The sequence below is a fragment of the Pseudomonas sp. NY15374 genome, from assembly GCF_048068255.1.
In the GTDB taxonomy this organism is placed as follows: Bacteria; Pseudomonadota; Gammaproteobacteria; order Pseudomonadales; family Pseudomonadaceae; genus Aquipseudomonas; species Aquipseudomonas machongensis.
In genome coordinates this window covers 358,158-384,899 of the sequence record NZ_JBLUPZ010000002.1, presented here as the reverse complement: position 1 = coordinate 384,899, position 26,742 = coordinate 358,158, and the positions used below count along the sequence as shown (strand labels likewise).

Sequence of the window (26,742 nt, the reverse complement as noted above, 5' to 3'; positions counted from 1 at the left end):
GGCAAGACCTGAGGGGTAAAAGTGTCAGGCGGACTGCAAGCGGTGGATGAAGGCGACGATCCGCTCGCCCAGCTCGTGGGCCAGGGGCAGGTCAGGATTGCTGTAACTGTCGCGCTGCTCGCTCATCGCTCGCGGGCTGATGCGCAGCATATGGTTCATGCCATCGATCAGCACCAGCTCGGCGTCCGGTTTGGCGGCTTTCAGGCGCTCGGCGTCGTCGACCTCGACCTGCACGTCGTTGCGGCCCTGGACGATTAGTGCCGGTACCTGCAAACGCGAGAAGGCCCTGGCCGGGTCCTGGCGGAACAGTGAGATCAGGTAGGGCTGCACCGTCGGTCGAAACACCTCGCGCAAGGGCGTGGGCACATCCAGGCTGGTCTGGCCGGCCTGCAGGCGGTCGAGCAGGCTGTTGCCGCGGGCCAGTTGCGCCGGCGACAGGCGCTGGGCCAGTTGTTCACGCAGCACATCGGCAATGGGGCGGCCGCTGCCGGCGAGTGTGATCACCGCGCTGGCGCCGGCTTGATTGGCGGCGAGGCTGGCGATCAGAGCGCCTTCGCTGTGGCCGATCAGGATCACCGGACCGAAGCGTGGATCGGCTTGCAGCTTGTGCGCCCAGGCCACGACATCGGCGACATAACCTTCGACGCTCAGGTCGCGTTCGTCGGGCGCCGCCGGCTGGCTGGCGGCGACCCCGCGCTTGTCGTAGCGCACGCTGGCGATGTGCTCGTTGGCGAGCAGTTGGGCCAGGCGTTTTAGGTTGTCGATGCGCCCGGATGCCGGGTTGTTGCCGTCGCGGTCGGTGGGCCCGGAGCCGGCGATGATCAGCGCCACCGGCGGCGGTGTGTCCTGCAGCGGCAAGAGCAGGCTGCCGTGCAGCACGCCATGGCCGGTGTCGAGGTCGATGGGATGCTTGAGCACGGTAGGGGCGGCGGCCTGGGCCAGGCTTGTGAACAACAGCAGGAGCAGGGCGACGATGCGCATCTTCGGATACTGCATGGGGAGATGTTCGATTTGACCTGGGGTGCGAACGAAGGTTCTCGCGATTTTTTTCGCAAAGCTGCGGCTTTCCGTATACTGGCGGCCTCTTTCAAGTTCAGGCTGATTTTCGCGGAGCGTCCATGTCCGGCAATACCTACGGCAAGCTGTTCACCGTCACCACCGCAGGCGAAAGCCATGGCCCCGCGCTGGTCGCCATCGTCGACGGCTGCCCGCCGGGCCTGGAAATTTCGCTGGCCGACCTGCAGCACGACCTGGATCGTCGCAAGCCCGGTACCAGTCGGCACACCACCCAGCGTCAGGAAGCCGACGAAGTCGAAATCCTCTCCGGGGTGTTCGAAGGTCGTACCACCGGTTGCTCGATTGGCCTGTTGATCCGCAACACCGACCAGAAGTCCAAGGACTACTCGGCGATCAAGGACCTGTTCCGCCCGGCCCACGCCGACTACACCTACCACCACAAGTACGGCATCCGTGATTACCGCGGTGGTGGCCGCAGCTCGGCCCGTGAAACCGCCATGCGCGTGGCGGCTGGTGCCATCGCCAAGAAGTTCCTGGCCACCCAGGGCATTCGCGTGCGCGGCTACATGAGCCAGTTGGGCCCGATCGAAATCCCCTTCAAGACCTGGGACAGCGTCGAGCAGAATGCCTTCTTCAGCCCCGACCCGGACAAAGTCCCTGAGCTTGAGGCCTACATGGATCAACTGCGCCGTGACCAGGATTCGGTCGGCGCGAAGATCACCGTGGTCGCCGAGGGCGTGATGCCGGGCCTGGGCGAGCCGATCTTCGACCGCCTCGACGCCGAACTGGCCCACGCGCTGATGAGCATCAACGCGGTCAAGGGCGTGGAGATCGGTGCCGGGTTCGCCAGCATCGCCCAGCGCGGCAGCGAGCACCGCGACGAGCTCACGCCAGAAGGCTTCCTCAGCAATAACGCCGGCGGCATTCTCGGGGGTATTTCGTCGGGTCAGCCGATCGTTGCCCACCTGGCACTCAAGCCAACCTCGAGCATCACCGTGCCGGGCCGCTCGATCGACGTCAATGGGGACCCGGTCGACGTCATCACCAAGGGGCGCCATGACCCGTGCGTAGGCATTCGTGCCACACCGATCGCCGAGGCGATGATGGCCATCGTGCTGATGGACCACCTGCTGCGCCACCGTGCGCAGAATGCCGCGGTGAAGGTCAACACCCCGGTGCTGGGCCAGCTCTGATCTAGCCAGGCCCGGCCTCTTCGCGGAGCATTGCCCGCGAAGAGGCCGGTACAGGTCCCCACAAGGCCGATCCATGCAGCCCATCCCTTACTGGCGTCTGTCCAGCTTCTACCTCTGCTACTTCGCCTTGCTCGGTGCTACCGCACCCTTCCTGGCCCTGTACTTCGACCACCTCGGCTTTTCCCCGGCACGCATCGGCGAGTTGGTGGCGATCCCCATGCTCATGCGCTGCATCGCCCCCAACCTGTGGGGCTGGCTGGGTGACCGCAGCGGTCGGCGCCTGCTGATCGTGCGCCTGGGGGCCCTGTGTACGCTGGCGACCTTTTCCCTGATCTTCTTTGCCAAGAGCTACGCCTGGCTGGCGCTGGTCATGGCCCTGCACGCGTTCTTCTGGCATGCGGTGCTGCCGCAGTTCGAAGTGATCACTCTGGCGCATCTGCATGGACAGACCTCGCGCTACAGCCAGGTCCGGCTATGGGGCTCGATCGGTTTCATCCTCACCGTGGTCGGGTTGGGGCGGTTGTTCGAATGGTTGAGCCTGGACATCTACCCGCTGGCGATGGTCAGCATCATGGCTGGCATCGTCATCGCCAGCCTGTGGGTGCCCAATGCCCAACCGGTCGAGCACGCCGAACGGCGCGAGGCAGAGGGCTTTCTCAAGCAACTGGCGGCTCCGGGCGTGTTGGCGTTCTATATCTGCGTGGCGCTGATGCAGCTCAGCCACGGCCCGTACTACACCTTCCTCACCTTGCACCTGGAACACCTGGGCTACAGCCGCGGCGCCATTGGCCTGCTGTGGGCGCTCGGGGTGGTCGCCGAGGTGCTGATGTTCATGCTGATGAGTCGGATCTTTGCGCGCTTCCCGGTGCGCAGCGTGTTGCTGGCGAGTTTCTTGCTGGCCTCGTTGCGCTGGCTGCTGCTGGGCAGCCTTGCCGATATGCCGGCGGTGCTGATCCTTGCCCAGTTGCTGCACGCAGCCACCTTCGGCTGCTTCCACGCGGCCTCCATCGCCTTCGTCCAGTCCAGCTTTGGCGCTCGCCAGCAGGGGCAGGGCCAGGCGCTGTATGCGGCGCTGTCCGGCACCGGTGGCGCGCTGGGTGCGCTTTATTCGGGCTACAGCTGGAAACTGCTCGGCCCGCAGTTCACCTTTGGTATGGCCAGCGTCGCAGCGCTGGCTGCAGCCGTTATCATTGCCCTTCGTTCGCAACAGACCAGGAACAGCCCCTGATGAGCATTCTCAGCGTTTTTCATTCCAGCAGCCCGCAGCTGGCGAACAAGGTGCTGACCCACCATGAAGACATTGCCGCCACCCTGGCCGAGCAGGGCGTGCAATTTGCACGGCACGACCACGGCCTGCGCATTCGCCCATGCAGCGCCGAGGCCCAGGTGCGCGAAGAGGCCGGTGGCCTGATCGACATGCTGATGACCACGCACGGTTGCCAGACCCTGATGCTGCTGAACCGAGACGGCGATCAGCCGACCGAGGTCGACCTGCGTGATGAGCACGTGCATGACGCCGTCGAGGTATTCGCGATGGTGAGCGGGCGAGGCCAAGTCAGCCTGCGTCTGGGTGAGCAGGTATTTGCGCTACTGTGCGAGAAAGGCGATGTGCTGGTAGTGCCTGCGCAGACTCGACGCTGGATCGATCTGGGTGATACACCGTTTTGCCTGGCCTTGCGCTTGTTTGGCAACGAGCAGGGCATCCGCATGACCGGCGACGAGCAGGCACGACAGTTTGCAGGGATGAGCGAGCTGTAATAGATCGCGGGGCAATCCTCTTCCCACAGAATCCCTTCGTGGAAGGAGGATTGCCCCGCGAAACGGGCGGCACTGTCAACGATAGGTCGGCAGGGCGAAACGTTGCTGGCTTTGCAGCATGGAGATAACAGGCAGTTCGCTGGCTTGCTCGGCCAGGTCGCGGCGAATGGCACTGATGGCCCAGGACAGTTGCTCGGCGCTGTGCAGTTGCGCATAGGAAAGCACACGACGAGTCACGGTGCCGTCGGCGGCGCGCAGGGTCAGCAGGATGCCGCCGTCCGGACGGGACTTGGTGTCGACCTGATAGGCTGGGAAGACCGAAACGAATTTTTCCTGGATGAGGTCCATATCAACTCCTGACGTGTAGGTTGGCAGACGTGAGTTGATGGTTGCAGTGACCGTGCCAGGCTTTTAGATAAAATAATTTCCTTTAAAAACAATAAGTTAGGTTGTTTTTTGGAATTGATTGCCGTGCATTGTGCATGGTCGTGCATTTTGCACAGTGCATTTTGCAAGGTCATAGAGCCTGCCTCTCGGTCCCATAGAATCTGAACCTTTGCTGCCCGGCGATGGCCTGACACAAAATTGGGCCAACACACTTGCCAGGAGGTTCCAGATGTCCGACCAACAGCCCACCGCGATGACCGAAGAAGAATCCGCCGCCTTCGCTGAAGAAGTATTCGAGCGCGCCCGCCGAGGCGATGCCGCCATGCTCGAGCGCCTGCTTGACGGTGGCTTGCCGGCTAACCTGCGCAATCACAAGGGCGACACCTTGCTGATGCTGGCGAGCTATCACGGTCATCATGAGGCGGTGAAGGTGCTGCTGGCCCATGGCGCGGACCCCTTGATCGCCAACGACAATGGCCAATTACCGATTGCTGGTGCTGCCTTCAAGGGCGACCTGGCGATGATCCGGCTGTTCATCGAGCACGGTGTGCCGGTGGACGCGGCAGCCGTCGATGGCCGCACGGCATTGATGCTGGCAGCGATGTTCAACCGCAGCGAAATCCTCGACTATCTCCTGGCCCAGGGCGCCGACCCGACCCGCCAGGATGCGCGTGGCGCTACCGCGCTGGTCGCGGCGCAGACCATGGGTGCCAGCGAAGCAGCCGCTCGCCTGCAGGCGCTGGTCGGCTGACACCTCGGGGGGTATCCTTGGCGCCTTTTTCGCCATTCGCCAAGCAGGGCCCCCCATGAAAAACCAGTTGCTCGAATTCATCAGCCTCATCGGCGCCGGTTGCCTGCGCGAGGCGGACATCGAGCGTATCGCCGACGAGGCCGCCCAGGCCTACGCCGACCCTGCCGCTTTTCTTGCGGCCAATCCCGACATCAACTACGACGACAGTTTCCCGATCCCGCTGGGCGAATGGGTGGTGCTCGGCAGTCTGCCGGACACCGTGGTGTTCCAGGCCGACAGCTACCAGGACCTGTTCCAGGCGATCAGCGATTCGTTCGACAAGAGCGTGCCCTTCACCCTCAAGCCCAAACAGTTGGCACGTACCGAGCCGCTGACCGCGCTCAATCGCATCCAGGTGCAGATGGGTGCACTGAACAAGGAAGCGGGCGGCTATGTGCTGCTGGACTTCAGCCAGTTGCTCGATGACGAGCTGCAGATGGTGATGGTCGGTCAGCAGGACCTGGCGCGCGTGCTGGAGCTGGGCGCCGAGTTGGGCATCAAGGTGGAACCGGCGTTGGAGGCCTTGAAGGTCGCGGTGCACGTCTGACGCGGCGATTGTGTGTTGCAGGGGCGGCGAATGCCGCCCCCACGGAGCTCCTGCAGATCAGCCCAGCGCGGTATCGAGGAACATCATCACCGCAAAGCCGCCCATCAGGCCCAGTGTTGCCGAGGTCTGGTGGCCGTTGCGGTGAGTTTCCGGAATCACCTCGTGCGACACCACGAAGATCATCGCGCCCGCTGCCAGGCCCATGCTGATCGGGTAGGCGAGGGCGAAGCCAGTAGAGATGCCCAGGCCGATCACTGCCCCCAGCGGCTCCATCAGGCCAGAGCCGATCGCCACCAGCGCGGCCTTGAAATTCGACAATCCTGTGGCGCGCAGGGCCATGGCCACGGCCAGGCCTTCGGGAATGTCCTGGATTGCGATGGCGCTGGTCAGCGGCAGGCCGATGCTCATGTCACCGTTGGTGAAACTCACGCCGATGGCCATGCCCTCGGGCAGGTTGTGCAGGGTAATGGCGAGCACGAACAGCCACACCCGGCTGATTCGTTCGGCGTCGGGCCCACAAGGGCCTGTGCTCTCGTGCTCGTGTGGGGTGAATCGGTCCAGGCCGAGCATCAGCAACACCCCCAGGCCCATACCCAGCACGACGACGCCCGCAGCGGCGGGGCCGTTGCCGGTGATTTCCCGTGCCGCATCCAGACCCGGCAGGATCAGCGAGAACGAACTGGCGGCGAGCATCATGCCGGCAGCAAAACCCAGCATCACATCCTGGCTGCGAGCACTGACATCGCGCAGCACAACGGCCAGCACCGCGCCCAAGGCCGTGGCGCCAAAGCCCGATAGCCCGCCCAGCGCCGCCAGGTGCAGGTTCTGTGAGTGATCGCCGTTGACGGCATTCCACAGGCTGGCCAGCAGCAGGAGTACGATCGCCAGCAGGCTCAGCCCAAGGCCCGCACTGAGCCAGGGGGTACTCAGCGCTTGCTGGCGCCAGGCATCGATGAGAGAAGGGGTGTCGGCGCTGTGGCTGTGGGCGGGTGGCATGGGAACCTCGGAAGCGATGGATGACAGCAGTCTATCCAGTGACCTGCGAGCCCGGCCAAGGATTCCCTTCTATCGCGCCGATAGCAGGCTATGCTCAGCCACAGGAACGTTCACGCAGGAGTTGCAGCATGGGTTCTACCTTCAACAGCCTGGTCGGGCTGGTCATTCTGGCCCTGGATATCTGGGCGATCATCAACGTGCTGAAAAGCGGCAGCGAGACAGGGATCAAGATCCTGTGGATTCTGCTCATCCTGCTGTTGCCGGTGCTGGGCCTGATCATCTGGGCAATTGCCGGTCCGCGGGGCAACGTGCGCCTCTGACCGTTCATCGTGACAAAATTTTCACACGGCATTAACCAAACTCCGCGCCGCACATTTAATGTATGGGCCCTTGCCGGCGATTGTCCGGCACAGGACTGCGAGGCTGCGTCCAGCGCCTTTTCCAACCCCGAAATCCTAGGATCTTCCCATTCATGGCTAACACGGATGCCTTGAAGCAACGGGCCGCGTCGGCACCGTTCTCGCCGACCCTCAAATCGCACCTCGCCTACACCTTGCTCAGCGGCTTGCTGATCATGCTGATGCTCAGCCTGGTGCGCCTGGCGCTGCTGATCTACAACAGCGACATGATCGGCGACACCCCGTACTCCACGGTGGCCGAAGGCTTCCTCAACGGCCTGCGCTTCGACCTGCGGGTGGTGGTGTACCTGAGCATCCCCCTACTGCTGGCCCTTAACAGCCCCTGGGCCATGGCGCGGCGCGGCTTTTTCCGTTTCTGGTTGACTGTCAGCTCCAGCATCGTGATGTTCCTTGGCCTGATGGAACTGGATTTCTACCGTGAATTTCACCAGCGCCTGAACGGCCTGGTCTTCCAGTACATCCAGGAAGACCCCAAGACCGTCATGAGCATGCTCTGGTACGGTTTCCCGGTGGTTCGCTACCTGCTGGCGTGGCTGTTCGGCACCTGGCTGCTGAGCCTGCTGTTCAAGGGCATCGACCGCCTGACTCGCGGTGGCCAGGGCAGCGGCCATATCGCCGCTCAGCGCCGTGTCGCACCCTGGTACGGCCGCCTGGCGGTGTTCATGGTCATCCTGCTGGTGGCAGTGGTCGCCGCCCGTGGCACCCTGCGCCAGGGCCCACCCATGCGCTGGGGTGACGCCTTCACCACCGACTCCAACTTCGTCAACCAGCTGGGCCTGAACGGCACCTTGACGCTGATCGACGCTGCCAAGAGCCGTTTCGGCGAAGACCGCGCCAATATCTGGAAGCCGGTACTGGAAACCGGAGTCGCCCAACAAAGCGTGCGTGATCTGCTGCTGACCCCCAACGACACGCTGGTCGATGCCGACCAGGCGGCCATCCGCCGCGACTTCGTGCCGCCGGCCGGCAACACCCTGCCGATCAAGAACGTGGTGGTGATCCTCATGGAGAGCTTCGCCGGTCACTCGGTGGGCGCCCTGGGCAGTCCGAACAACATCACCCCGTACTTCGACAAGCTGGCCAAGGAAGGGCTGTTGTTCGATCGCTTCTTCTCCAACGGCACCCACACTCACCAGGGCATGTTCGCCACCATGGCGTGCTTCCCCAACCTGCCGGGCTTCGAGTACCTGATGCAGACGCCCGAGGGCGGGCACAAGCTCTCGGGCCTGCCGGCGCTGCTCAGCGCCCGTGACTACGACGATGTCTACGTCTACAACGGCGACTTCGCCTGGGACAACCAGTCCGGGTTCTTCGGCAACCAGGGCATGACCACCTTCATCGGCCGCAACGACTTCGTCAATCCGGTGTTCTCCGACCCGACCTGGGGCGTTTCGGACCAGGACATGTTCGACCGTGCCAACCAGGAGCTGGCCCACAACTACGGCAAGAAACCGTTCTACGCCTTGCTGCAGACACTCTCCAACCACACCCCCTACGCCTTGCCCAAGGACCTGCCGGTGGAGAAGGTCACAGGGCAGGGCCGCCTGGACGAGCACCTGACCGCGATGCGTTACTCCGACTGGGCGTTGGGCCAGTTCTTCGAGAAGGCGCGCAAGGAGCCCTACTTCAAGGAGACCCTGTTCGTAATCGTCGGCGACCATGGTTTTGGCAACCACCAGCAGGTGACCGAGCTGGATCTGGGGCGTTTCAATGTGCCGCTGCTGCTTATCGCACCGGGTATCCAGGACAAGTTCGGTGCGGTCAACCACACCGTCGGCACCCAGGTCGATATCGTGCCGACCATCATGGGCCGCCTGGGTGGCGACACCCGTCACCAGTGCTGGGGCCGTGATCTGCTGAACCTGCCTGCCGGTGACCAGGGTGTGGGCATGATCAAGCCATCGGGCAGCGAGCAGATCGTTGGCCTGGTGCAGGGTGATCACATCCTCATCGAGTCCAAGGACATGACGCCACGGATGTATCGCTACCAGCTGGGGCGTGAGTTCAAGGCCGAGTTGATCGAGAGCCCGGATCAGCCTGAGATGCTCAAGAAGCTCGAGGCCTATATCCAGACCGCGACCAAGAGCCTGCTGGACAACACCGCCGGCGTGGTTCACGGCAAGCCTGAGTAACGCTTGCCTGTATGAAAAGCCCGCCGATGATGGCGGGCTTTTTCATATGCGGCATCTCTCAACGCTTGCTGAAGAAATCTTCATCTCCATCCCTCAGCCACTCTGAACATCAGCCTTTGTGTATGGTCAGCTAAGTACGGATATCGCTCACCGTTGTGCTTCCAAGAGGGTCGATCAATGAAAGAGTGGGAAGTCATCTTTGCTGATCAGAAAGGTGTAACGCAGTACCTGCTGCTCAAAAGCGAGCATCTGCCCAGTGAAGAGGATGCGGCGCGGGCCATCCGCTCCAAGCTGTTTCCGCTCATGGATGAACTGGACCTCAACGATTTCCAGGACCGAAAACCTTCCCCTACCGCGCTGTGGCTCAGGGAGCAGAACGGCGTGATCATCACCACCATCCACGAAGCGCCCTGAACGGGGCACCTGGCAAGGTGCCGTCATCCGCACTACGCTGGACAGAGGCGTCGGTCTTCTGCGGGTCTACGCCGTTTTCATTCGCGTCTTGCATCAGCTCGAACTGCCAGGCCCCTTGCGGGCTGCTGGCAGGTGCGTAGTGCACGGAAAGTCTATCCCTTGGGTTTTTCAGGAGGACGTTTCATGAGCAGCCAGAACGAAGACATCAGCAGCAGCGTGCTTCGCCAGATGAAAGCGGGTGGTTTCGATTTCACCCAGATCCATCCCATCGAGTTCTATGCCATTTTTCCAGACGAAGTCGGGGCACGCCGGGCCGCGGGGCAATTCCGCGGAGAGTCGATCAATGCCCAGGTACACGAGCGCGATGACGGCGCCTGGCACCTGGAACTGAGCAAGGTCATGTACGCCACCTACCGAGGGATCGGGGCTTTCGAGGAGGCCTTCGAGGCGGTGATTTCACCGCTGGGAGGCGAGGTCGAGGGTTGGGGCGTCAAACAGGAAAGACTCATCGCCTGACGCGTTCGGGGCTGCGCTGCGGCCCCGCGCATTCTTCTCAAGGTCGCCGCTTGGCCATGTGCCCGAGGTAGGCGATCAGCGCATCGAGCTCCTGCTCGCTCAACACATCCTTCGAGAACCCCGGCATGCGTGCCTGCGGCCACTGCCTGAGGCTCTGCGGGTCGCGAATGTACAGGCGCAGGTAACCCGGCTGGAAGTACTCGGTGGGGTTGTGCGGCAGGTTCAGGTCCGGCCCGAACTGGGCATCCCCCGCGCCATTGAGGCGATGACAGGCCAGGCAGTTCTGCTGGAACAATGCAAAACCCTGGCGTACCGGGTCTTGCGCGGGAAGCTCGGGCGCAGGCAGCAGGGCAGGAAAGCGCTCGGCGACCGGCGCCAGGCGACGGATGCTGGCGATCTGGTAGGGCCATTGTTCGGGGCGTATGCCGCTTGCCTGCGGGTCGGTCCAGACCAGGTAGAACGGGCCGGCGCCGGGCTTGTCCTCGGCCAGCGCTGGCCATGGCTGGCGCGGATCTTCCACGGCCAACCACGCCCGTGCCGGGCCTTCCTGCAGCAGCGGCGCAGCGGGCATCTCCGCGGCAAAGCCATCCAGTGCCACCGCTTGCAGGTGATCGCCGGGCTTCACCCCTTCGAGCAGGGTCGCCAGCGGCACCGCACGGTAATGCATGGGGCGCTTGTAGGCCACGTCCTGGGGGATGTCGATCGCACGCGCCTGCGGGTGCTCGAGCAATTGCTCGGACTGCCATTGGCGTTGACCGTTGCCCAGCTCCAGTGTCAATTGCGCAGCCGCCAGTGGCAGGCTGACCAACAGCAACAGCAAACTCAGGCAATGGCGCATGAGCGATCTCCAACCCGGACAGGTCGGCAGATTACCCTTGCGCAGCGTGCGAATGCCACCGCTGCCTTCAGCCGAACAAGCGTGCCAGGTTCGGCAGGATCAGCAGCAACGTGGTGGCGAAGAGTATGAGTCCGGCTTGGCGTACTTTCGATTGTCTGAACATGGCGGACCGCCTTCTTGTTGTTATTCCTGAATAGCCTTTGGCTTCCTTGTCTTGCGTCGGGTCGATCACTGTGGCGTATGAAACGCAGGCCTTGCGTGCCTCTTGCGTGAATGTCTACCCCAACAGTAGGGCGAACACCGGCCTTGTTTGAGAACCCTTTGTTCTAAGCGTGTTAACAGGCATTTCCGAACGTTATGAGGCCAATGGCCATTCAGCTGGCATGCTCTGACTAGACACATCGAGGATGCTGTACGGGCAGGGCCTGCCAGGTGACCGTTCGTCAGTGCACACCTCTTGCTTGTACGTGTCTTTCGCGTCAGTCTCTACATCAGATTCCATCACATGTCGTTCAGGACTATCCCTATGTCGTTACGCATCTGCATCCTTGAAACCGATGTCCTGCGACCGGAGTTGACCGCGCAGTATCGGGGCTACGGAAGGATGTTCGAGCAGCTGTTCTCGCGTCAGCCGATCGCCGCCGAGTTTCGCGTCTTCAACGTGATGAACGGCGAGTATCCGCCCGAAGGTGAAACTTTCGATGCCTACCTTGTGACCGGCAGCAAGGCCGACTCGTTCGGTACCGATCCCTGGATCCAGACCCTCAAGGCCTACCTGCTCAAGCTTTATGAGCGGGGCGAGAAGCTGCTGGGGGTTTGTTTTGGTCACCAGGTGCTGGCGCTGGTGCTGGGCGGCAAGGCTGAGCGCGCCGATCGCGGCTGGGGGCTGGGTATCCACCGCTACAGCCTGGCGGCCCACGCGCCATGGATGGACCCTGAGGTGACCGAACTGACCCTGCTGATCAGCCATCAGGACCAGGTGACCGCGTTGCCTGAAGGCGCAACCCTGATCGCCTCCAGCGATTTCTGCCCGAATGCGGCCTATCACGTGGGTGACCAGGTGCTGTGCTTCCAGGGGCATCCGGAGTTTGTCCACGACTATTCCCATGCGCTGCTCGATGCGCGCCAGGACGTTCTGGGGGATGAGGTGTATCACAAGGCCGTGGCGAGCCTGGCCGCCGAGCACCAGGGCGATCTGGTGGGCGAGTGGATGCTGCGGTTCGTCCAGCAACCGCGCAAGGGCAAGCAGAGCGCGGCCTGAGCCTGCCACTGCGGCGTTCTTTTCGCGGGCTTGTATGGCGCCGCCGCGAAAAGAACGACTCGCTAGCTAGCCCGTTACAACCATCCCGAGCGCTTGAAGCTCGCATACAGCCCCGCACATCCCGCCCCGATCACGCCCAGCACCGCAAAGTACCCGTAGTGCCAGCCCAGCTCCGGCATGTTCTGGAAGTTCATTCCGTAGATCCCGGCAATGGCCGTGGGGAAGGCGAGTATCGCCGCCCACGCAGCGAACTTGCGCTGCACGATGCTCTGGCGTGACGACTCCAGCAGCATGCCGATCTCGATGGTCTGGCTGGCGATGTCGCGTATGCCGACAAGGTCCTCCATCTGCCGCGTGACGTGGATCTGCACGTCGCGAAAGTACGGGCGCATGTTCTTGTCGATGAACGGAAAGCTCAGGCGCTGCAGCTCTTCGCCGATCTCCACCATCGGCGCCACGTAGCGGCGCAGGCGCAGGATGTCGCGACGCAAGCTGTGCAGGCGGCGGATGTCCTGCTCCTGCAGCGAGCCGCTGAGCACGCTTTGCTCCAGCTCCTCGATCTCGCCATGGATCGCCTCGCTGACGGGCTGGTAGTTTTCGGTGACGAAGTCGAGCAGGGCGTAGAGCACGAAGTCCTCGCCATGCTCGAGCAGCAGCGGCCGCGCTTCGCAGCGCTGACGTACCAGGGCGTAGGATTTCGAATGGCCGTTGCGGCAGGTGATGATGTAGCCGTTGCCGGCAAAGATGTGGGTCTCGATGAACTCCAGCTTGCCCTCATGGCGCACCGGCGAATAGGTGACGATAAACAGCGCGTCGCCGAAGGTTTCGAGCTTGGGGCGGCTGTGCTTCTCCAGCGCGTCCTCGATGGCCAGTTCGTGCAGGCCGAACTGGCGCTGCAGGTTGGCCAGCTCCTGGGCGTTGGGCTCCTCCAGGCCTATCCAGACGAAGTGCCCAGGCTTGCGTGCCCATTCACTGCCTTCGTCGAGGCTGATGTTGGTGACCTTTCTCCCGGCGCTGTACACCGCCGCTGCGACGACTCGACCCATGGTTGCCTGCTTCTTCGGTTGGACACCCCGACAGCTTGGGCCGTGCTGCGGCGTAGAGCAAGCTGGCGGCTCAGGCCTGCGGCAACTCCCGCTCCATGCGATCGATGCACTGCTGCATCTGCAGGCGGCATTGCTCCATCAGCGCCGGCACGTCCTGCTGCCCCAGGCCATGGGTGGCGATCGGTGGCAAGGAGCGGACGATCACCGTGCGCTGTCGCCAACTGTTGAGGCTCAGGCGCTTGGCGTAGCGGCTGACGCATACCGGCACGATCGGCACGCCGGCCTCGACCGCCATGTGGAACGCGCCTTTCTTGAACGCCAGCAGGTGTTCAGTCGGGTTGCGTGTGCCTTCGGGGAAGATCCAGATCGAGGTGTCGTCGCGCAGGATCCGCGTGGTCAGTCGCATCGCCTTGCGCGCCTGGTAGGCATTCTTGCGGTCCACCAGTATGTTGCCGCCGAGCCAGAACAATTGGCCGAATAACGGAATCCAGCCCAGGCTCTTCTTGCCGATGGCGACCGTACGCCGTGGAACCACCTGGCCGAGAATGAACAGGTCGTAGTTGGATTGATGATTGGCGACGATCACGCAGCCGGGCGGCTGGTCCCACAAGGGGCCGACTTCAGCCTTGACCCGGATGCGCATGAGCCAGGCTGCTGGCACGCTGTAGAGGCGGGCGAACAGGCGGCTGTTGTCGGGGTTGAAGGGGCGGCACAGGCCGATGACCAGGCCGACGGCGCCGACCAGCAGGAAGTGCAGCGCCAGAAGGAGCATGCGAAGCATATAGAGCATGATACGGCTCACACCAGACAGTCGCGGCGCAGTGTACGACCGTGCACTGGTCAGGGCAAACCGGCGAGCAGAGACCGGTCGCGTCCTGGCTTTGCTGGAGCGGCACGCGGCAGCTCCAGCAAGCCTGGTTTCAGCCCATGTGGCCCTTGTCGGCCTCGATCGCCTTGTCGAGCGTCTCCAGCAGCGCCTTGCGCACTTTGCGCTTGGTGTTCTTGTGCGCCAGCATGTTCAGTTTCTTCAGTTCCCGCGCCGCGCTCAGCGCCGTTTCCTGGAGTTGCTCGGCGGGTACCACCTTGTCGAGGAACCCGGCCACCACTGCCCCGTGCGGGTCGAAGACCTCGGCATTGTTCACCGAGCGCTGGAAGGTCGAGCGGGTCAGGCGGTCGCGAGCCAGCTCGATCCCGGCATGGTGCATGGTCATGCCGATCTGGACCTCGTTCAGGCAGATCTTGTACGGACCTTCGACACCGATACGGTAGTCGGCCGACAGCAGCAGGAACGCGCCCTTGGCCACGGCATTGCCGGGGCAGGCGACGATCACCGGGAAGGGGTGCGAGAGCAGGCGGCGGGCCAGGGTGGAGCCGGCGGTGACCAGGTCGATCGCCTCTTTGGGGCCGGCGGTCATCACCTTGAGATCGTAGCCGCCGGAAAGAATGCCTGGCTGGCCGGTGATGATCACCACGGCACGTTCTTCCTCGGCACGGTCCAGTGCTGCGTTGAAGGCGGTGATGACGTCCGGCGAGATCGCGTTGACCTTGCCGTTGTTCAGGGTCAGGGTGGCGATGCCGTCTTCGGCGTGGTAGGTAATCAGCTCGCTCATGACAGAGTCCTTTGGGTGGCGTGGCGATGACGTTACCCAGCAGCGCAGGCCAGGTAAAGCGCCAAGGCTGACTGGCCGGTCAGCCTGGGGCGCTTGCGCCGTGTGGCGTCGGGGCCGGTGTCAGGAATGCGGAAAAAGCGCAGGCCAGATTGGCAGCATCGCCCTGGCTGGCCAGGCTTTTCCGGGGCGAGGCTTAAGCGCATGAAAATTCTGAAAAAAATGCTTGCCAAAGGAAAGGTCTTCTACTAAATTAGCGCGCCTCGACAGGCTGAATGGCTTGAAGAGATCCGGTGAAGTGTCCGAGTGGTCGAAGGAGCACGCCTGGAAAGTGTGTATACGAGAAATCGTATCAAGGGTTCAAATCCCTTCTTCACCGCCACATTCCACAAGAAACCCCTGAATCGAAAGGTTCAGGGGTTTTTTGTTTGCGTGAAATCCGGCTTGGCGTGCTCGCCCGCGAACACCGACCAAGCCGGTGTCCGCGGGGAAGCGATATATTCAGAAACTGACCGACGCCGACAGTCTTGCCGTGCGCGGCGCGCCCTGGAACAGATAGTTGTCGCCCAGGTAATCCCCCACATCGCGCCAGTAGCGCTTGTCGAAAATGTTGTCTACCGTCAGGCGCAGCACGGTGTCATAGTCACCGATGCGGGTGCGGTAGCGGCTGCCGATATCGAATACCGTGTAGCCGCCGACCTCGACGTTGCCTGCCTGGCTCGCGTACTTGCTGGCGCTGTAGCGTGCACCGCCGAGCAGTGCCAGGCCCGGCACCGGAAGGTTGTATTCGGCTTGCAGCGCCGCGCGCAGGCGAGGCACGTTGATCGCCTGGTGGCCCTCGTAGGCGTCGGTGCCGCTGTTCTTCACCCGGGCGCGGATCGCGGCGGCGCTGGCGTGCAACTGCAGGCTGGATGTCACCCAGCCGCTGGCGCCGAGCTCCAGGCCGGTGTTCTTCTGCTGGCCTTGCTGCACATAGATTGGGTCCGTACCGTCCTGTGGTCGGGCGTACTGGTAGGCCTGGCGGATCTGGAACAGCGCTGCGCTCAGGCTCATGCCTTTCCAATCGCGCTTGATACCCACTTCCAATTGGCGCGACAGGGTCGGGGCGAGGATCTCGGCAGCGTTGCTGGCGAACCAAGGCGCGGTGCCGCCCGCCGACAGGCCTTTGGACCAGCTGGCGTACAGCGTGGTGTCCGCTTGCGGTTTGTAGATCAGGGCGGCGTTGGGCAGCAACTGGTACTGGCGGGTATGGCGGCCAGCAGCACCGGTTTCGTCCCAGGTCTTTTCGTCCAGGCGCACTTCGCGCGCGCCGAGTACGGTCTGCCATTGCTCGTTGAAGCTGATGCGGTCGCTGACGAACAGGCCGTACTGGCGGCTGTCCAGGCGGCGTTCGCTATGTCCGACCGGTTTTTCGGACGGCGCCAGAGCGGGCGCGCCGGTGTAGATGTTTCCGCTGCCGAGCCACTCGTTGTAATACGGACGCTGATCAAGGGTCCGACGCTGGGCGCTGCTGCCGACAGTCAGTTCATGCTGCAGGCCCAAGGCTTGGAAACGGCCTTCGAGGGTGGCCTGGAGTTCGTCGGTGCGCCGGGTGTCGTCGGGGCTGCGGAAGTCGTAGATGCCGTAGTCGCCGTTGCCGGAGAAGGACGCGTCGTCGCCGGAGCCCCAGGCGAACGCACTGTAGTCGTCAATCACCACCTTGCTGCGCGAAGCGCTGAGCGTGCCGGTCCAGGCTTCGTTGAAGCGGTACTCGAAGCGTCCGCCCAGGTTCAACGAGTCGTTCGTCACAGGCTTGGCCCAATGCTGGTAGGCCAGGCGGTCGTCCGGGTCGATGCCGTGGGGCACCTGGGTGCCGCCCAGCAACTGGTAGCCGGGCACCGAGCGCTGTTCGCGGTGCTGATACTCGGCATCGAGTTGCAGGGTGGCGTCGGGGTTGATCTGCCAGTCGAATGCCAGCGAGGCGAAGTCGCGCTTGCCGTCGGCATGGTCGACGTAGGAACGGATGTCTTCATGGGCGAGGTTGGCGCGCAGGCCGAACTGTTTCTCGCTGCCGAACCAGCCGCCGAGGTCGGTGGCCAGGTAGCGTTCGCCCTGCTCGTTGGTCGAGACGGTGACACTGCGCACATCCTCGGCGCGCTTGGTCACATAGTTGACCAGCCCGCCGGGTTCGGACACGCCGCTCTGCAGGCCCGACAAACCCTTGAGCAATTCGACCTGTTGTTTGTTCTCCAGCGCCACGTTCTGCTCGCCGGCGATGGTCTGGCCATTGATCCGATAGCTGCTGGCGGCATTCAGTTCGAAGCCGCGCACGTTGAAGTTCTCGTAGTAGCCGATCGGCGCGTAGCTTTCGCCGACCGAGGCATCGCTTTGCAGCACCTCGCTGAGCAGGCGTACCTGGCGATCATCGAGCAGTTGGCGACTGAACACGCTGACCGAGGCCGGGGTGTCGAGCAGCGGTGCGGCATGCCAGCCGCCGACCTGGGCTTCACGTGGTTGATAGCCGTCATCGCCGCTGCGTTCGGTGACCTGCAAGGGGGCGAGGGTCACGCGTTCATCGGCCAGACCCTGACCGGCATGCAGCGCAAGGCCCAGGCCAAGCAGGCCAAAGGGCAGGCGGGGGCGAAGCGGGGTCATGCAAGGCTCCTTGGAAGGCGGATGCGCCGGTATGCTCCGGCGGCAGTCGGTGGGGCGGTTGGCAAAGGGGGCGCAATGGTAGCAGGGGTGTCAGGGGCTGTGCGGTGTTCTTTTCGCGGGCAAGCCCGCTCCCACGGGTATCACACTGCTCTTGGGTTCAGTGGGGTGCCCGCGAAAAGAACACCTCGATCATGCAGACGAACTCGACCCCGATGGTTTTACCTGGCGCCCGAGCGCTGACGCTGGCGCCAGGTGTCGTCGATCTTCGACCAGGTCTTGCCATCGGTAATGGCCAGCAGCTTGCGGCCATCCTTGAACGTGGCGAGAAAGGTGGCTTCCTCCTCTTTGCCGCCAAGCCACAATCCGGCGAGCATGCCGACCGGCCCGGCCACCAGGGCGCCGGCTACACCCCAGCCGAGGGTGGCGCCCAGGTTGCGGTTCGATTCCAGGCTGGCGAGCCGGAGGTCCTTGATACGGGCCAGAGAGATACGCTCACCGGCCTGGCTGCGTGGGGTCTTGAGTGTGAGCGATCCGTTGCGATACTCGCCTTCACCTTGCAAGAAATCGCCGGATTGCACCGTGAGTCTTGTCATTGTGTCGTCCTGTCAGGAGGGGCTGTAACCAGCACCTACTGAGCGCCGCACCCCTCGGCAAGTCAACGAGCAGGCGACGGAGGGTCGTGCGACCGGTTGTCGCGAGGCCAGACGCCATTAACGAACAACGGTCTTGAATCATCAGCAGGACGTCGCTTTTTCATAATAAAACTTCCCGGCCTTGAATAATAAACCGGTCAGTCATTATCTGGATTACGGGTACTCCTCAATACATCTGATGCATAACAGTTTGCGCAAATAACAGCGGCGCACCGCTTATTTCTCCGTTCGGAAGATTGGCGTCAAAAAACACTGGACAGAAAGTTTCCAAATGTGTCAGTTTTTTTGCGCCTCACAAGGGCGAGTGACAGGATGCTCTCGCCGAAAGTTTGAGCGTTCCTGTCGAACATCAACTTTTCCGCAAACAAGGAAGTGTCTGCATGTCGAAAGTCAAAGCAAATGCTGTTGTTTCTGCTGCCTCGGTGTTGCAACCGAACGGGCCGAGTTCGGCCTTCGGGCTGATCAACAGCTTCGCCCACCAGTACGATCGCGGTGGTGCGAACATCAATGGCAAACCTTCGTTCACCGTCGATCAGGCCGCCACCCAGCTGCTGCGCGACGGGGCGTCCTGGAAGGACCTGAACAAGGACGGCACCATCAGCCTCACCTACACCTTCCTGACCAAAGCGCCGGCGGACTTCGCCAGCCGTGGCCTGGGCAGCTTCAGCCAGTTCAACAACCAGCAGAAAGCCCAGGCCAAGCTGGCCATGGAGTCCTGGGCCGACGTGGCCAAGCTGAGCTTCACCGAGGCAGCTTCGGGCGGCGACGGTCACATGACCTTCGGCAACTTCAGCGCCAGCAACGGTGGCGCGGCGTTCGCCTACCTGCCGTTCGACGGATGGGGTTCGCACAAAGGTGAGTCGTGGTACCTGATCAATAGCGGTTATCAGGTGAACATCAATCCCGACACTGGCAACTACGGTCGCCAGACCCTGACCCACGAGATCGGCCACGTGCTCGGCCTGTCCCACCCCGGTGACTACAACGCCGGCGAGGGCAACCCGAGCTACCGTGACGCTTCGTATGCACAGGACACCCGCGGCTACAGCGTCATGAGCTACTGGAGCGAAAGCAACACCGCGCAGAACTTCGTCAAGGGCGGCGGGCAGTACTACGCGTCGGCCCCGCTGATGGACGACATCGCGGCGATCCAGAAACTCTACGGCGCCAACTACGCCACGCGTTCGGGCGACACCGTGTACGGCTTCAACTCCACGGCTGATCGCGATTTCTACTCGGCCACCTCGGCTTCGTCGAAGGTGGTGTTCAGCGTGTGGGATGGCGGCGGCAACGATACCCTGGACTTCTCCGGGTTCACCCAGAACCAGAAGATCAACCTCAACGAGGCTTCGTTCTCCGATGTTGGTGGCATGATCGGGAACGTCTCGATCGCCAAGGGCGTGACCGTGGAGAACGCCATCGGCGGTTCGGGCAACGACCTGTTGATCGGCAACGCGGTGGCCAACGTGCTCAAGGGTGGTGCCGGCAACGACATCATCTACGGCGGTGGCGGGGCTGACACCCTCTGGGGGGGAAGCGGTGCGGACACCTTCGTCTATGGGGCCATCAGCGATTCGACGGCCAAGGCACCGGACCGGATCATGGATTTTGTCAGCGGTCAGGACAAGATTGATCTGTCAGCCATCTCGGCGTTTTCCCAGGGCAAGCTACCGCTAGAGTTCGTCAGTGCCTTCACCGGACATGCCGGCGAGGCCGTTCTCAGCTACGACCAGGCGACCAACCTGGGCAGCCTGTCCATCGACTTCACCGGCAATAGCCTGGCTGACTTCCTGGTGACCACCGTAGGTCAGGCCGTCGCCACGGATATCGTGGTCTGACGGGCCGGGAGCGGCTCGCGTAGCGCTGCGCGGGTCGCTCCCTGCCACATGGACCACACGAGGTTGATGGATGCGAGCAATCAAACGAATGATCGCGCTGGGCGCGATTCCCTTGATGTCTATGACCGAGGTAGGTATGGCGAGCAGCCTGCTACTCCCCAACGCCGCGCAACTGGCCGGGCGCTGGACGCTTTATCCGCAGCAGCAGCAGGCCAGTGCCTGCACCCTGCGCCTGTCGGCCAGCGAGGGCGCGCTTGACGGCGACCTGGCCTGCGCCGAGCGCTTGCTCGGGGTTCGTCCGGGCAGTTGGCTGGTGACACCCGACACCCTGGCACTGGTGGGCGGCGACGGCAGCACGGTGGTGCATTTCAGCCGACAGGGCGCCGGTCGCTACACCTGGACTTCAGCCGCCGGCAGTGCAGTGGTGCTGGAGCGTGTGGACAATTAATTACCCGGCCAAGTTATAACGGCAATAAGGGCGAAACATGAAACTTCCGAGCAACAGGCCCGGCGCACTTTTGTGGGCGGCACTTGGCGAATTCAAATCGACGTTGATCAGCGTCGGTTGTTTTACTGCGTTGATCAATATTCTCATGCTCGTGCCGTCGATTTATATGCTGCAAGTGTACGACCGTGTACTGACTTCGCAGAATGAAACCACCCTGTGGATGTTGACGCTGATGGTGGTGGGTTTCTTCGCATATATGGGCGTGCTGGAAGCGGTGCGCAGTTTCATTGTGATTCGCGTCGGCCATCGACTGGAACAGCGCTTCAACCTGAACATCTATCGCGCCGCGTTCGAACGTAACTTGCGCCAGGGTGATGGCGCCGCTGGCCAGGCCTTGAACGACATGACCCAGGTGCGCCAGTTCGTCACCGGCCCTGCGTTGTTCGCCTTCTTCGATGCCCCCTGGTTTCCGGTGTACCTGGCGGTGATTTTCCTGTTCAACGTCTGGCTGGGTGTGCTCGCCAGTGCCGGAGCCTTGCTGTTGGTACTGCTGGCCATGCTCAACGAGCGCCTGACCCAGCGCCCGCTGGCCGAAGCGAGCAGCCTGCAGCAGCAGTCGAGCAGCCTGGCCGGCAGCCAACTGCTCAACGCCGAAAGCATCCAGGCCATGGGCATGCTCGGCGCGCTGCGCCAGCGCTGGTTCGCCTTGCACGGGCGCTTTCTCGAGTTGCAGAACCGGGCCAGCGACACGTCGGCAGTGATCACTGCCACCAGCAAGTCCCTGCGCCTGTGTTTGCAGTCGCTGGTGCTGGGGCTGGGCGCGCTGCTGGTGATCGAGGGCCAGATGACGCCGGGCATGATGATCGCCGGCTCCATTCTCATGGGCCGGGTGTTGGCGCCGATCGACCAGCTCATTGCGGTGTGGAAGCACTGGAGCGGTGCCCACTTGGCCTACAAGCGCCTGGAAACCTTGCTGCAGGAACATCCTGAACCGCCAGTGCCAATGTCGCTGCCAGCGCCTGACGGGCAGCTGTCCATCGAGCAGGTCAGCGGCGGGCCACCGGGGCGCAGGGTCGCCACGGTGCAGCATGTCAGTTTCGCCCTGGCGCCCGGTGAGGTGCTGGGGGTGCTGGGGGCTTCGGGCTCCGGCAAGTCGACCCTGGCCAGGTTGCTGGTGGGTGTCTGGCAACCGCTGGCGGGCCATGTGCGCCTGGATGGCGCCGAGCTTTCCCAGTGGGACCGCGATGCGCTCGGTCCGCATATCGGCTATCTGCCGCAAAGTATCGAGCTGCTGCGTGGCAGCATTGCCGAGAATATCGCCCGATTCGGCGAGCTCGACGGCCATAAGGTGGTGGAGGCTGCGCGTCTGGCGGGGGTGCATGAATTGATCCTGCGCTTGCCGCAGGGGTATGACACGCGCCTGGGCGAGGGCGGTGGCGACCTCTCTGGCGGCCAGAAGCAACGCATTGCCCTGGCGCGCGCGCTCTATGGCAGCCCCTGTCTGATCGTGCTCGACGAACCCAACTCCAACCTCGACAGCCTTGGCGAGGCGGCGTTGGCCAATGCCATCGTCCAGTTGAAGGCTCTGGGGCGCACGGTGGTGTTGGTGACCCATCGCAGCGCGGCGCTGGCCCAGGCTGACAAGTTGCTGGTGATGAACGACGGGCGCGTGCAGGCGTTTGGCCCTGCGCGGGATATTCTCCAGGCGCTGGGCCAGGGCACCGCACAGCGGCCGCTGCAAGCCGGAGGTGGTGCATGAGCCGCGTGACGAGCGATGCACGCTTCTACGTGCGCCTTGGCTGGCTGCTGACCCTGCTGGGGTTTGGCGGATTCATGGCCTGGGCCAGCCTCGCGCCGCTGGATCAGGGCGTGGCGGTGCAGGGCACCGTGGTGGTGTCGGGCAAGCGCAAGGCAGTGCAGTCGATGGCTGCCGGGGTGGTCAGCCGGATTCTGGTCAGCGAAGGGCAGGTGGTGCGCCAGGGTGAGCCGCTGTTCCGCCTCGATCGTACCCAGGTACAAGCAGATGTCGAGGCGCTGCAGGCCCAGTACCGCATGACCCAGGCCAGCCTTGCGCGTTGGCGCGGTGAACGGGACAACGTGGGGCAGGTGCAGTTTCCTGCGGAGCTGATGGATGAGTCCGATGCGCAACTCGGCCTGGTTGTTGAAGGTCAGCGCCAGCTGTTCGATAGCCGTCGCCAGGCCCTGGCCCGTGAACAGGGCGCGGTGTCGGCCAGCATCGAAGGCTCCCAGGCCCAACTGGCCGGCATGCGCCGGGCACGGGGCGACCTGCAGGCCCAGGCTGACTCCCTGCGCGAGCAGTTGGACAATCTGCGCCCGCTGGCCGGCGAGGGCTACATCCCGCGCAATCGGGTGCTCGAATACCAGCGGCAGTTGTCCCAGGTGCAACGTGACCTGGCGCAGAACGCGGGCGACAGCGCGCGCCTGGAGCAAGGCATCGTCGAGGCCCGGCTCAACCTGCAGCAGCGCCGCGAGGAATACCAGAAAGAGGTGCGCACCCAACTGGCCGAGGCCCAGGTCAAGGCCGCGACGCTGGAGCAGCAGCTCAACTCGGCACGCTTCGAGTTGCGTCACAGCGAGATCCTCGCACCCGCCGACGGCATCGCCGTCAACCTGGGCGTCCACACCGAGGGTGCGGTGGTGCGGGCAGGCGACACGTTGCTGGAGATCGTGCCGCAAGGCACAGCGCTGGAGGTGGAGGGGCGCTTGCCGGTGAATCTGGTGGACAAGGTCGCGCCGCAGTTGCCGGTCGATATCCTGTTCACGGCCTTCAACCAGAACAGCACGCCACGGGTCACCGGCGAGGTGGCGCTGATATCGGCCGACCAGTTGCTCGACGAGCGCAGCGGCCAGCCGTACTACGTGCTGCGCAGCACCGTCAGCGAAGAGGCGCTGGCGCGTTTGCAGGGCTTGTCGATCCGTCCGGGCATGCCCGCCGAACTGTTCGTGCGCACTGGCGAGCGCTCGCTGCTCAACTACCTGTTCAAGCCCCTGCTCGACCGTGCAGGCAGCGCCTTGACCGAACAATAAGGACGTTGCGATGAAATCATCTGCAACCGGTCTGCTGGCGGCCTGCGTGCTGCTGCCGACACTGGCCCAGGCCGGCATGGGGCCGTTTCAGGTCTACGAACAGGCCTTGCGCCGCGATCCAACCTACCTCGCCGCCTTCAAGGCCCGCGAGGCAGGCCAGGAGTATCGCGCCATCGGCCGTGCAGGCCTGCTGCCCAACCTTTCCTACAGCTACAACAAGGGCCGCAACGATTCGAAAGCCAGCTACCTCGGTGATTCGCGTCGTTCGAGCGAAGACAGGCGCTATGACAGCTATGGCTCGACTTTCATCCTCCAGCAACCGCTGTTCGACTATGAAGCCTATGCCGCCTACCGCAAGGGGGTGGCCCAGGCGCTGTTTGCCGACGAGAGCTTCCGCGACCAGAGCCAACAGTTGCTGGTGCGGGTGATGACCAGCTACACCCAGGCCCTGTATGCCCGGGACCAGATAGCTATCAGCGTGGCCAGCAAGCAGGCTTACCGCCAGCAATTCCAGCAGAACCAGCGTCTGTTCCAGGCCGGCGAGGGGACGCGCACCGACATCCTTGAGGCCCAGGCACGTTTCGAGTTGGCTGATGCCGAGGAAATCCAGGCACGTAACGACGAGGATGCCGCATTGCGCGAGCTCGGTGCGCTGATCGGCGAGCCGGCTGTGCGCATCGATGAGCTGGCGCCGCTGCGCAGTGGCTTCGCCTTCCCGCAGGTTACGCCGACGAGCTATGAGGCCTGGCAATCGCTGGCGCTGGCCAGCAACCCGCAACTTGGCTCGCAGCGCCATGCGCTGGAAGTGGCGCGCTACGAAGTCGAGCGTAATCGCGCCGGGCACCTGCCCAAGGTCAGCGCCTTCGCCACTTCGCGGCGCCAGGAGTCGGACAGTGGTAACACCTACAACCAGCGCTACGACACCAACACCGTGGGTATCGAGATCAGCGTGCCGCTGTTTGCCGGTGGTGGCGTCAGCGCTTCGACGCGCCAGGCCAGCCGGCATCTGGAGCAGGCCGAGTACGAACTGGATGGCAATACCCGCAACACGCTTATCGAGCTGCGCAAGCAATACAACGCCTGCGAGTCCGGCGCCAGTCGCTTGCGTGCCTATGAGCGGGCGCTGCAGGCGGCCGAGGCGCTGGTGGTGTCGACGCGCAAGAGCGTGCAGGGCGGCGAGCGGGTGAGTCTGGATGTGCTCAATGCCGAACAGCAACTGGCGACCACCCGGCGTGACCTGGCGCGGGCGCGCTACGACTACCTGCTGGCCTGGATCAAGCTGCATTACCAGGCAGGGACCTTGAGCGAAGCGCAGTTGGCGCGGGTAGACGAAGCCTTCGTGGCGACTGGCGGATAGGGGCGGCCAGAGGGCCGCTCCCTGTCGCAAGGGCTCAGGCGGCGAAACCGCCATCGGCCAGCAGGCTGGCGCCGGTGATGTAGCCAGCCTCAGGCCCTGCCAAGTAGGCGACGAAGCTGGCGATTTCATCGGCATGCCCGTAGCGTCCGATCGCCATCAACGGGATCAGGCTGTCGGCGAACTCGCCGCTGGCCGGGTTCATGTCGGTGTCCACCGGGCCAGGCTGCACATTGTTGACGGTGATGCCCTGAGGGCCGAGGTCACGGGCCATGCCGCGGGTCAGGCCGACCAACGCCGACTTGCTCATGGCGTAGGGCGCGCCGCCTGCGAACGGCATGCGTTCGGCGTTGGTGCTGCCGATGTTGATGATCCGGCCACCCTGGCCCATGTGTCGGGCTGCGGCCTGGCTCGCCACGAACACGCTGCGCACGTTGATCGCCAGCATGCGGTCGAAGTCGCCGAGGTCGAATTCGGTCACTGGCGCCACGGCCAATACGCCGGCGTTGTTGACCAGGATGTCGAGGCGGCCGAAGGCTTTGACGGTGTCGTGCACCGCTTGCTGTACCGCGCTGGCATCAGCGCTGTCGGCGCGCAGGGCCAGGGCGCGACCACCCTCGGCGTTGATGGCGTCAGCCAGGGCCTGCGCGGGGGCAGCGGAGCTGACATAGGTAAAGGCGACCTGTGCGCCTTCGCGGGCCAGGCGCCGGACGATGGCGGCGCCGATGCCGCGGGAACCACCCTGGACCAGGGCGACTTTGCCTTCGAGGTTCGATACGTGGGACATGCTGCTCTCCTGAAGCGAGCAAGGCGGTGTGCCTTGGATGGGGTCAGTATCGACGGGTGATTACCTGCTGATAAGATCGCAATCACTATCATCAGAGTGAACTTCTGGTTGGGAATCGTTTATGGAATCCTTCAGCAGCCTTGAGTGCTTCATCACCAGTGCCGAGGTCGGCAGCTTCGCCGAGGCCGCCCGGCGTCTGTCCATCACACCTGCGGCGGTGGGCAAGAACGTCGCCCAGTTGGAATCTCGCCTGGGTGTGCGCCTGTTCCAGCGCAGTACGCGCAAACTGACCCTGACCGAGGCCGGGCAACGCTTTCTGGGTGAGGTGAGCGAGAGTTTTCGCAGCATCCAGTACGCTGTGGCCAACCTGGCCAGTAGCGAAGGTCAACCGGCCGGGGTGCTGCGGGTCAGCATGGGCATCGTGTTCGGGCGTTTGTACGTGCTGCCGTTGCTGGGAGAGTTCCTGCGCCGATACCCGGCGATCACCCCGGACTGGCATTTCGACAACCGCCAGGTCGACCTCATCGGCCAAGGGTTCGATGCGGCGATTGGCGGCGGCTTCGACCTTCCGCCGGGTGTCGTTGCGCGCAAGCTGGCGCCTGCACACCGAGTCTTGGTAGCGGCGCCTGAGTACCTGCAGCGGCACGCGCCGATCCAGATGCCGGAACAACTACCCCAGCACGACGGCATCCTGATCCGTTCCCCGCAGACCGGGCGAGTGCGCTCCTGGCCGCTGACCAGCCGCAACCAGGAGCAGCGCCCGCTGCACCTGCGCCAGGCGATGACCATGAGCGACTCGGATGCAGCCTGTGCTGCGGCGGAGCAAGGGCTGGGCGTTGCCTTGGTGAGCATGCCGTTCGCCGTGCCGTACTTGGCCAGCAAACGCCTGTGCCGGGTGTTGCCGGACTGGTATGTGGACGATGGCAGCGTCAGCGTCTACTACGCTGAGCGCAAGCTGCTGCCGGGCAAGACCCGCGCGTTCATCGACTATCTGCTGGCGTGTTTCGAGGCGCGGGGGTTGGCGAAGCAGTTCGATGCGATGGCAGGCGCCTGAATTCT

26 protein-coding genes and 1 tRNA gene are annotated in these 26,742 nt (G+C 63.5%); 17 read left to right on the top strand and 10 right to left on the bottom strand.

Annotation, left to right across the window (positions count from 1 at the left end):
• Positions 1–24 precede the first annotated feature (24 nt).
• Entirely contained in the window at positions 25–996 is a 972-nt protein-coding gene (locus tag ACNFHO_RS06095; protein ID WP_232233641.1) for an alpha/beta hydrolase, read from the bottom strand.
• Positions 997–1,118: 122 nt separating this feature from the next.
• Between ACNFHO_RS06095 and aroC the strand changes: the two genes are divergently transcribed.
• The 3 genes from aroC (at position 1,119) to ACNFHO_RS06080 (ending at position 3,968) form a co-directional block, all read left to right on the top strand.
• Positions 1,119–2,210, top strand: a complete 1,092-nt coding sequence (gene aroC / locus ACNFHO_RS06090) for a chorismate synthase (RefSeq protein WP_065862115.1) — start codon at positions 1,119–1,121, stop codon at positions 2,208–2,210.
• A 73-nt stretch (positions 2,211–2,283) separates the two neighbouring features.
• Positions 2,284–3,438: an MFS transporter gene (locus tag ACNFHO_RS06085; RefSeq protein WP_414154075.1), complete on the top strand. Its 1,155-nt coding sequence runs from the start codon at positions 2,284–2,286 to the stop codon at positions 3,436–3,438.
• Positions 3,438–3,968, top strand: coding sequence for an oxidase (locus ACNFHO_RS06080; protein ID WP_414154074.1), 531 nt, complete (start codon positions 3,438–3,440; stop codon positions 3,966–3,968). Before ACNFHO_RS06085 ends, ACNFHO_RS06080 begins: the two co-directional genes overlap by 1 nt.
• Positions 3,969–4,043: 75 nt before the next feature.
• On the opposite strand, the gene ACNFHO_RS06075 is transcribed toward ACNFHO_RS06080, so the two are convergent.
• Positions 4,044–4,316 (bottom strand): DUF3509 domain-containing protein, encoded by a 273-nt coding sequence (locus ACNFHO_RS06075; protein WP_054891983.1) that lies wholly within the window; start codon positions 4,314–4,316, stop codon positions 4,044–4,046.
• A 268-nt stretch (positions 4,317–4,584) separates the two neighbouring features.
• On the opposite strand from ACNFHO_RS06075, the gene ACNFHO_RS06070 reads away from it, so the two are divergent.
• Positions 4,585–5,106, top strand: a complete 522-nt coding sequence (locus ACNFHO_RS06070; protein ID WP_054891982.1) for an ankyrin repeat domain-containing protein — start codon at positions 4,585–4,587, stop codon at positions 5,104–5,106.
• Between the two features lie 55 nt (positions 5,107–5,161).
• A complete protein-coding gene (locus ACNFHO_RS06065; protein ID WP_414154073.1) occupies positions 5,162–5,692 on the top strand; it encodes a hypothetical protein in 531 nt (176 codons plus the stop codon).
• 57 nt (positions 5,693–5,749) lie between these two features.
• Here the strand turns inward: ACNFHO_RS06065 and ACNFHO_RS06060 are convergent, their stop codons facing one another.
• Complete coding sequence (locus ACNFHO_RS06060; RefSeq protein ID WP_063545741.1) at positions 5,750–6,688, bottom strand: ZIP family metal transporter; 939 nt, start codon at positions 6,686–6,688, stop codon at positions 5,750–5,752.
• A gap of 128 nt (positions 6,689–6,816) precedes the next feature.
• On the opposite strand from ACNFHO_RS06060, the gene ACNFHO_RS06055 reads away from it, so the two are divergent.
• The 4 genes from ACNFHO_RS06055 to ACNFHO_RS06040 all read left to right on the top strand — a co-directional run bounded on the left by ACNFHO_RS06055 (position 6,817) and on the right by ACNFHO_RS06040 (position 10,169).
• Positions 6,817–7,008, top strand: a complete 192-nt coding sequence (locus ACNFHO_RS06055) for a PLDc N-terminal domain-containing protein (protein ID WP_054891979.1) — start codon at positions 6,817–6,819, stop codon at positions 7,006–7,008.
• Between the two features lie 152 nt (positions 7,009–7,160).
• Positions 7,161–9,239, top strand: a complete 2,079-nt coding sequence (locus tag ACNFHO_RS06050; RefSeq protein ID WP_054891978.1) for an LTA synthase family protein — start codon at positions 7,161–7,163, stop codon at positions 9,237–9,239.
• A gap of 177 nt (positions 9,240–9,416) precedes the next feature.
• Complete coding sequence (locus ACNFHO_RS06045) at positions 9,417–9,653, top strand: hypothetical protein (protein ID WP_416765625.1); 237 nt, start codon at positions 9,417–9,419, stop codon at positions 9,651–9,653.
• Positions 9,654–9,836: 183 nt separating this feature from the next.
• Entirely contained in the window at positions 9,837–10,169 is a 333-nt protein-coding gene (locus ACNFHO_RS06040; protein WP_416765624.1) for a ribonuclease E inhibitor RraB, read from the top strand.
• 37 nt (positions 10,170–10,206) lie between these two features.
• Here the strand turns inward: ACNFHO_RS06040 and ACNFHO_RS06035 are convergent, their stop codons facing one another.
• The gene (locus ACNFHO_RS06035; protein WP_416765622.1) at positions 10,207–11,007 is read right to left on the bottom strand and encodes a c-type cytochrome; all 801 of its coding nucleotides are present in this window, start codon (positions 11,005–11,007) and stop codon (positions 10,207–10,209) included.
• Positions 11,008–11,533: 526 nt separating this feature from the next.
• Between ACNFHO_RS06035 and ACNFHO_RS06030 the strand changes: the two genes are divergently transcribed.
• Positions 11,534–12,268 (top strand): amidotransferase, encoded by a 735-nt coding sequence (locus ACNFHO_RS06030; protein WP_416765621.1) that lies wholly within the window; start codon positions 11,534–11,536, stop codon positions 12,266–12,268.
• A 74-nt stretch (positions 12,269–12,342) separates the two neighbouring features.
• Here ACNFHO_RS06030 and ACNFHO_RS06025 read toward each other — a convergent pair whose 3' ends face one another.
• From ACNFHO_RS06025 to ACNFHO_RS06015, 3 genes are all read right to left on the bottom strand, one after another.
• Positions 12,343–13,314, bottom strand: coding sequence for a magnesium and cobalt transport protein CorA (locus ACNFHO_RS06025; RefSeq protein WP_054891973.1), 972 nt, complete (start codon positions 13,312–13,314; stop codon positions 12,343–12,345).
• Positions 13,315–13,384: 70 nt separating this feature from the next.
• Positions 13,385–14,104, bottom strand: a complete 720-nt coding sequence (locus tag ACNFHO_RS06020) for a lysophospholipid acyltransferase family protein (protein ID WP_112898901.1) — start codon at positions 14,102–14,104, stop codon at positions 13,385–13,387.
• Between the two features lie 130 nt (positions 14,105–14,234).
• Entirely contained in the window at positions 14,235–14,924 is a 690-nt protein-coding gene (locus ACNFHO_RS06015) for a crotonase/enoyl-CoA hydratase family protein (RefSeq protein ID WP_054891971.1), read from the bottom strand.
• Positions 14,925–15,213: 289 nt separating this feature from the next.
• On the opposite strand from ACNFHO_RS06015, the gene ACNFHO_RS06010 reads away from it, so the two are divergent.
• Positions 15,214–15,303 (top strand) — tRNA-Ser (locus ACNFHO_RS06010).
• A gap of 119 nt (positions 15,304–15,422) precedes the next feature.
• Here ACNFHO_RS06010 and ACNFHO_RS06005 read toward each other — a convergent pair.
• The gene (locus ACNFHO_RS06005; RefSeq protein ID WP_416765619.1) at positions 15,423–17,555 is read right to left on the bottom strand and encodes a TonB-dependent siderophore receptor; all 2,133 of its coding nucleotides are present in this window, start codon (positions 17,553–17,555) and stop codon (positions 15,423–15,425) included.
• Between the two features lie 218 nt (positions 17,556–17,773).
• On the bottom strand, positions 17,774–18,148 hold the full coding sequence (locus ACNFHO_RS06000) for a hypothetical protein (protein WP_054891968.1): 375 nt from the start codon (positions 18,146–18,148) through the stop codon (positions 17,774–17,776).
• A gap of 440 nt (positions 18,149–18,588) precedes the next feature.
• Between ACNFHO_RS06000 and ACNFHO_RS05995 the strand changes: the two genes are divergently transcribed.
• From ACNFHO_RS05995 to ACNFHO_RS05975, 5 genes are all read left to right on the top strand, one after another.
• A complete protein-coding gene (locus ACNFHO_RS05995; RefSeq protein WP_063545734.1) occupies positions 18,589–20,046 on the top strand; it encodes a serralysin family metalloprotease in 1,458 nt (485 codons plus the stop codon).
• A gap of 136 nt (positions 20,047–20,182) precedes the next feature.
• A complete protein-coding gene (locus tag ACNFHO_RS05990; RefSeq protein ID WP_416765618.1) occupies positions 20,183–20,494 on the top strand; it encodes an AprI/Inh family metalloprotease inhibitor in 312 nt (103 codons plus the stop codon).
• A gap of 37 nt (positions 20,495–20,531) precedes the next feature.
• Positions 20,532–22,253: a type I secretion system permease/ATPase gene (locus tag ACNFHO_RS05985; RefSeq protein ID WP_416765616.1), complete on the top strand. Its 1,722-nt coding sequence runs from the start codon at positions 20,532–20,534 to the stop codon at positions 22,251–22,253.
• Entirely contained in the window at positions 22,250–23,542 is a 1,293-nt protein-coding gene (locus tag ACNFHO_RS05980; RefSeq protein WP_112898898.1) for an HlyD family type I secretion periplasmic adaptor subunit, read from the top strand. Before ACNFHO_RS05985 ends, ACNFHO_RS05980 begins: the two co-directional genes overlap by 4 nt.
• A gap of 10 nt (positions 23,543–23,552) precedes the next feature.
• Positions 23,553–24,899, top strand: coding sequence for a TolC family outer membrane protein (locus ACNFHO_RS05975; protein WP_416765613.1), 1,347 nt, complete (start codon positions 23,553–23,555; stop codon positions 24,897–24,899).
• A gap of 34 nt (positions 24,900–24,933) precedes the next feature.
• On the opposite strand, the gene ACNFHO_RS05970 is transcribed toward ACNFHO_RS05975, so the two are convergent.
• Positions 24,934–25,683: a 3-oxoacyl-ACP reductase family protein gene (locus tag ACNFHO_RS05970; RefSeq protein WP_054891962.1), complete on the bottom strand. Its 750-nt coding sequence runs from the start codon at positions 25,681–25,683 to the stop codon at positions 24,934–24,936.
• A 121-nt stretch (positions 25,684–25,804) separates the two neighbouring features.
• Between ACNFHO_RS05970 and ACNFHO_RS05965 the strand changes: the two genes are divergently transcribed.
• Positions 25,805–26,737: a LysR family transcriptional regulator gene (locus ACNFHO_RS05965; protein ID WP_416765611.1), complete on the top strand. Its 933-nt coding sequence runs from the start codon at positions 25,805–25,807 to the stop codon at positions 26,735–26,737.
• The last annotated feature ends 5 nt before the right edge of the window (positions 26,738–26,742 follow it).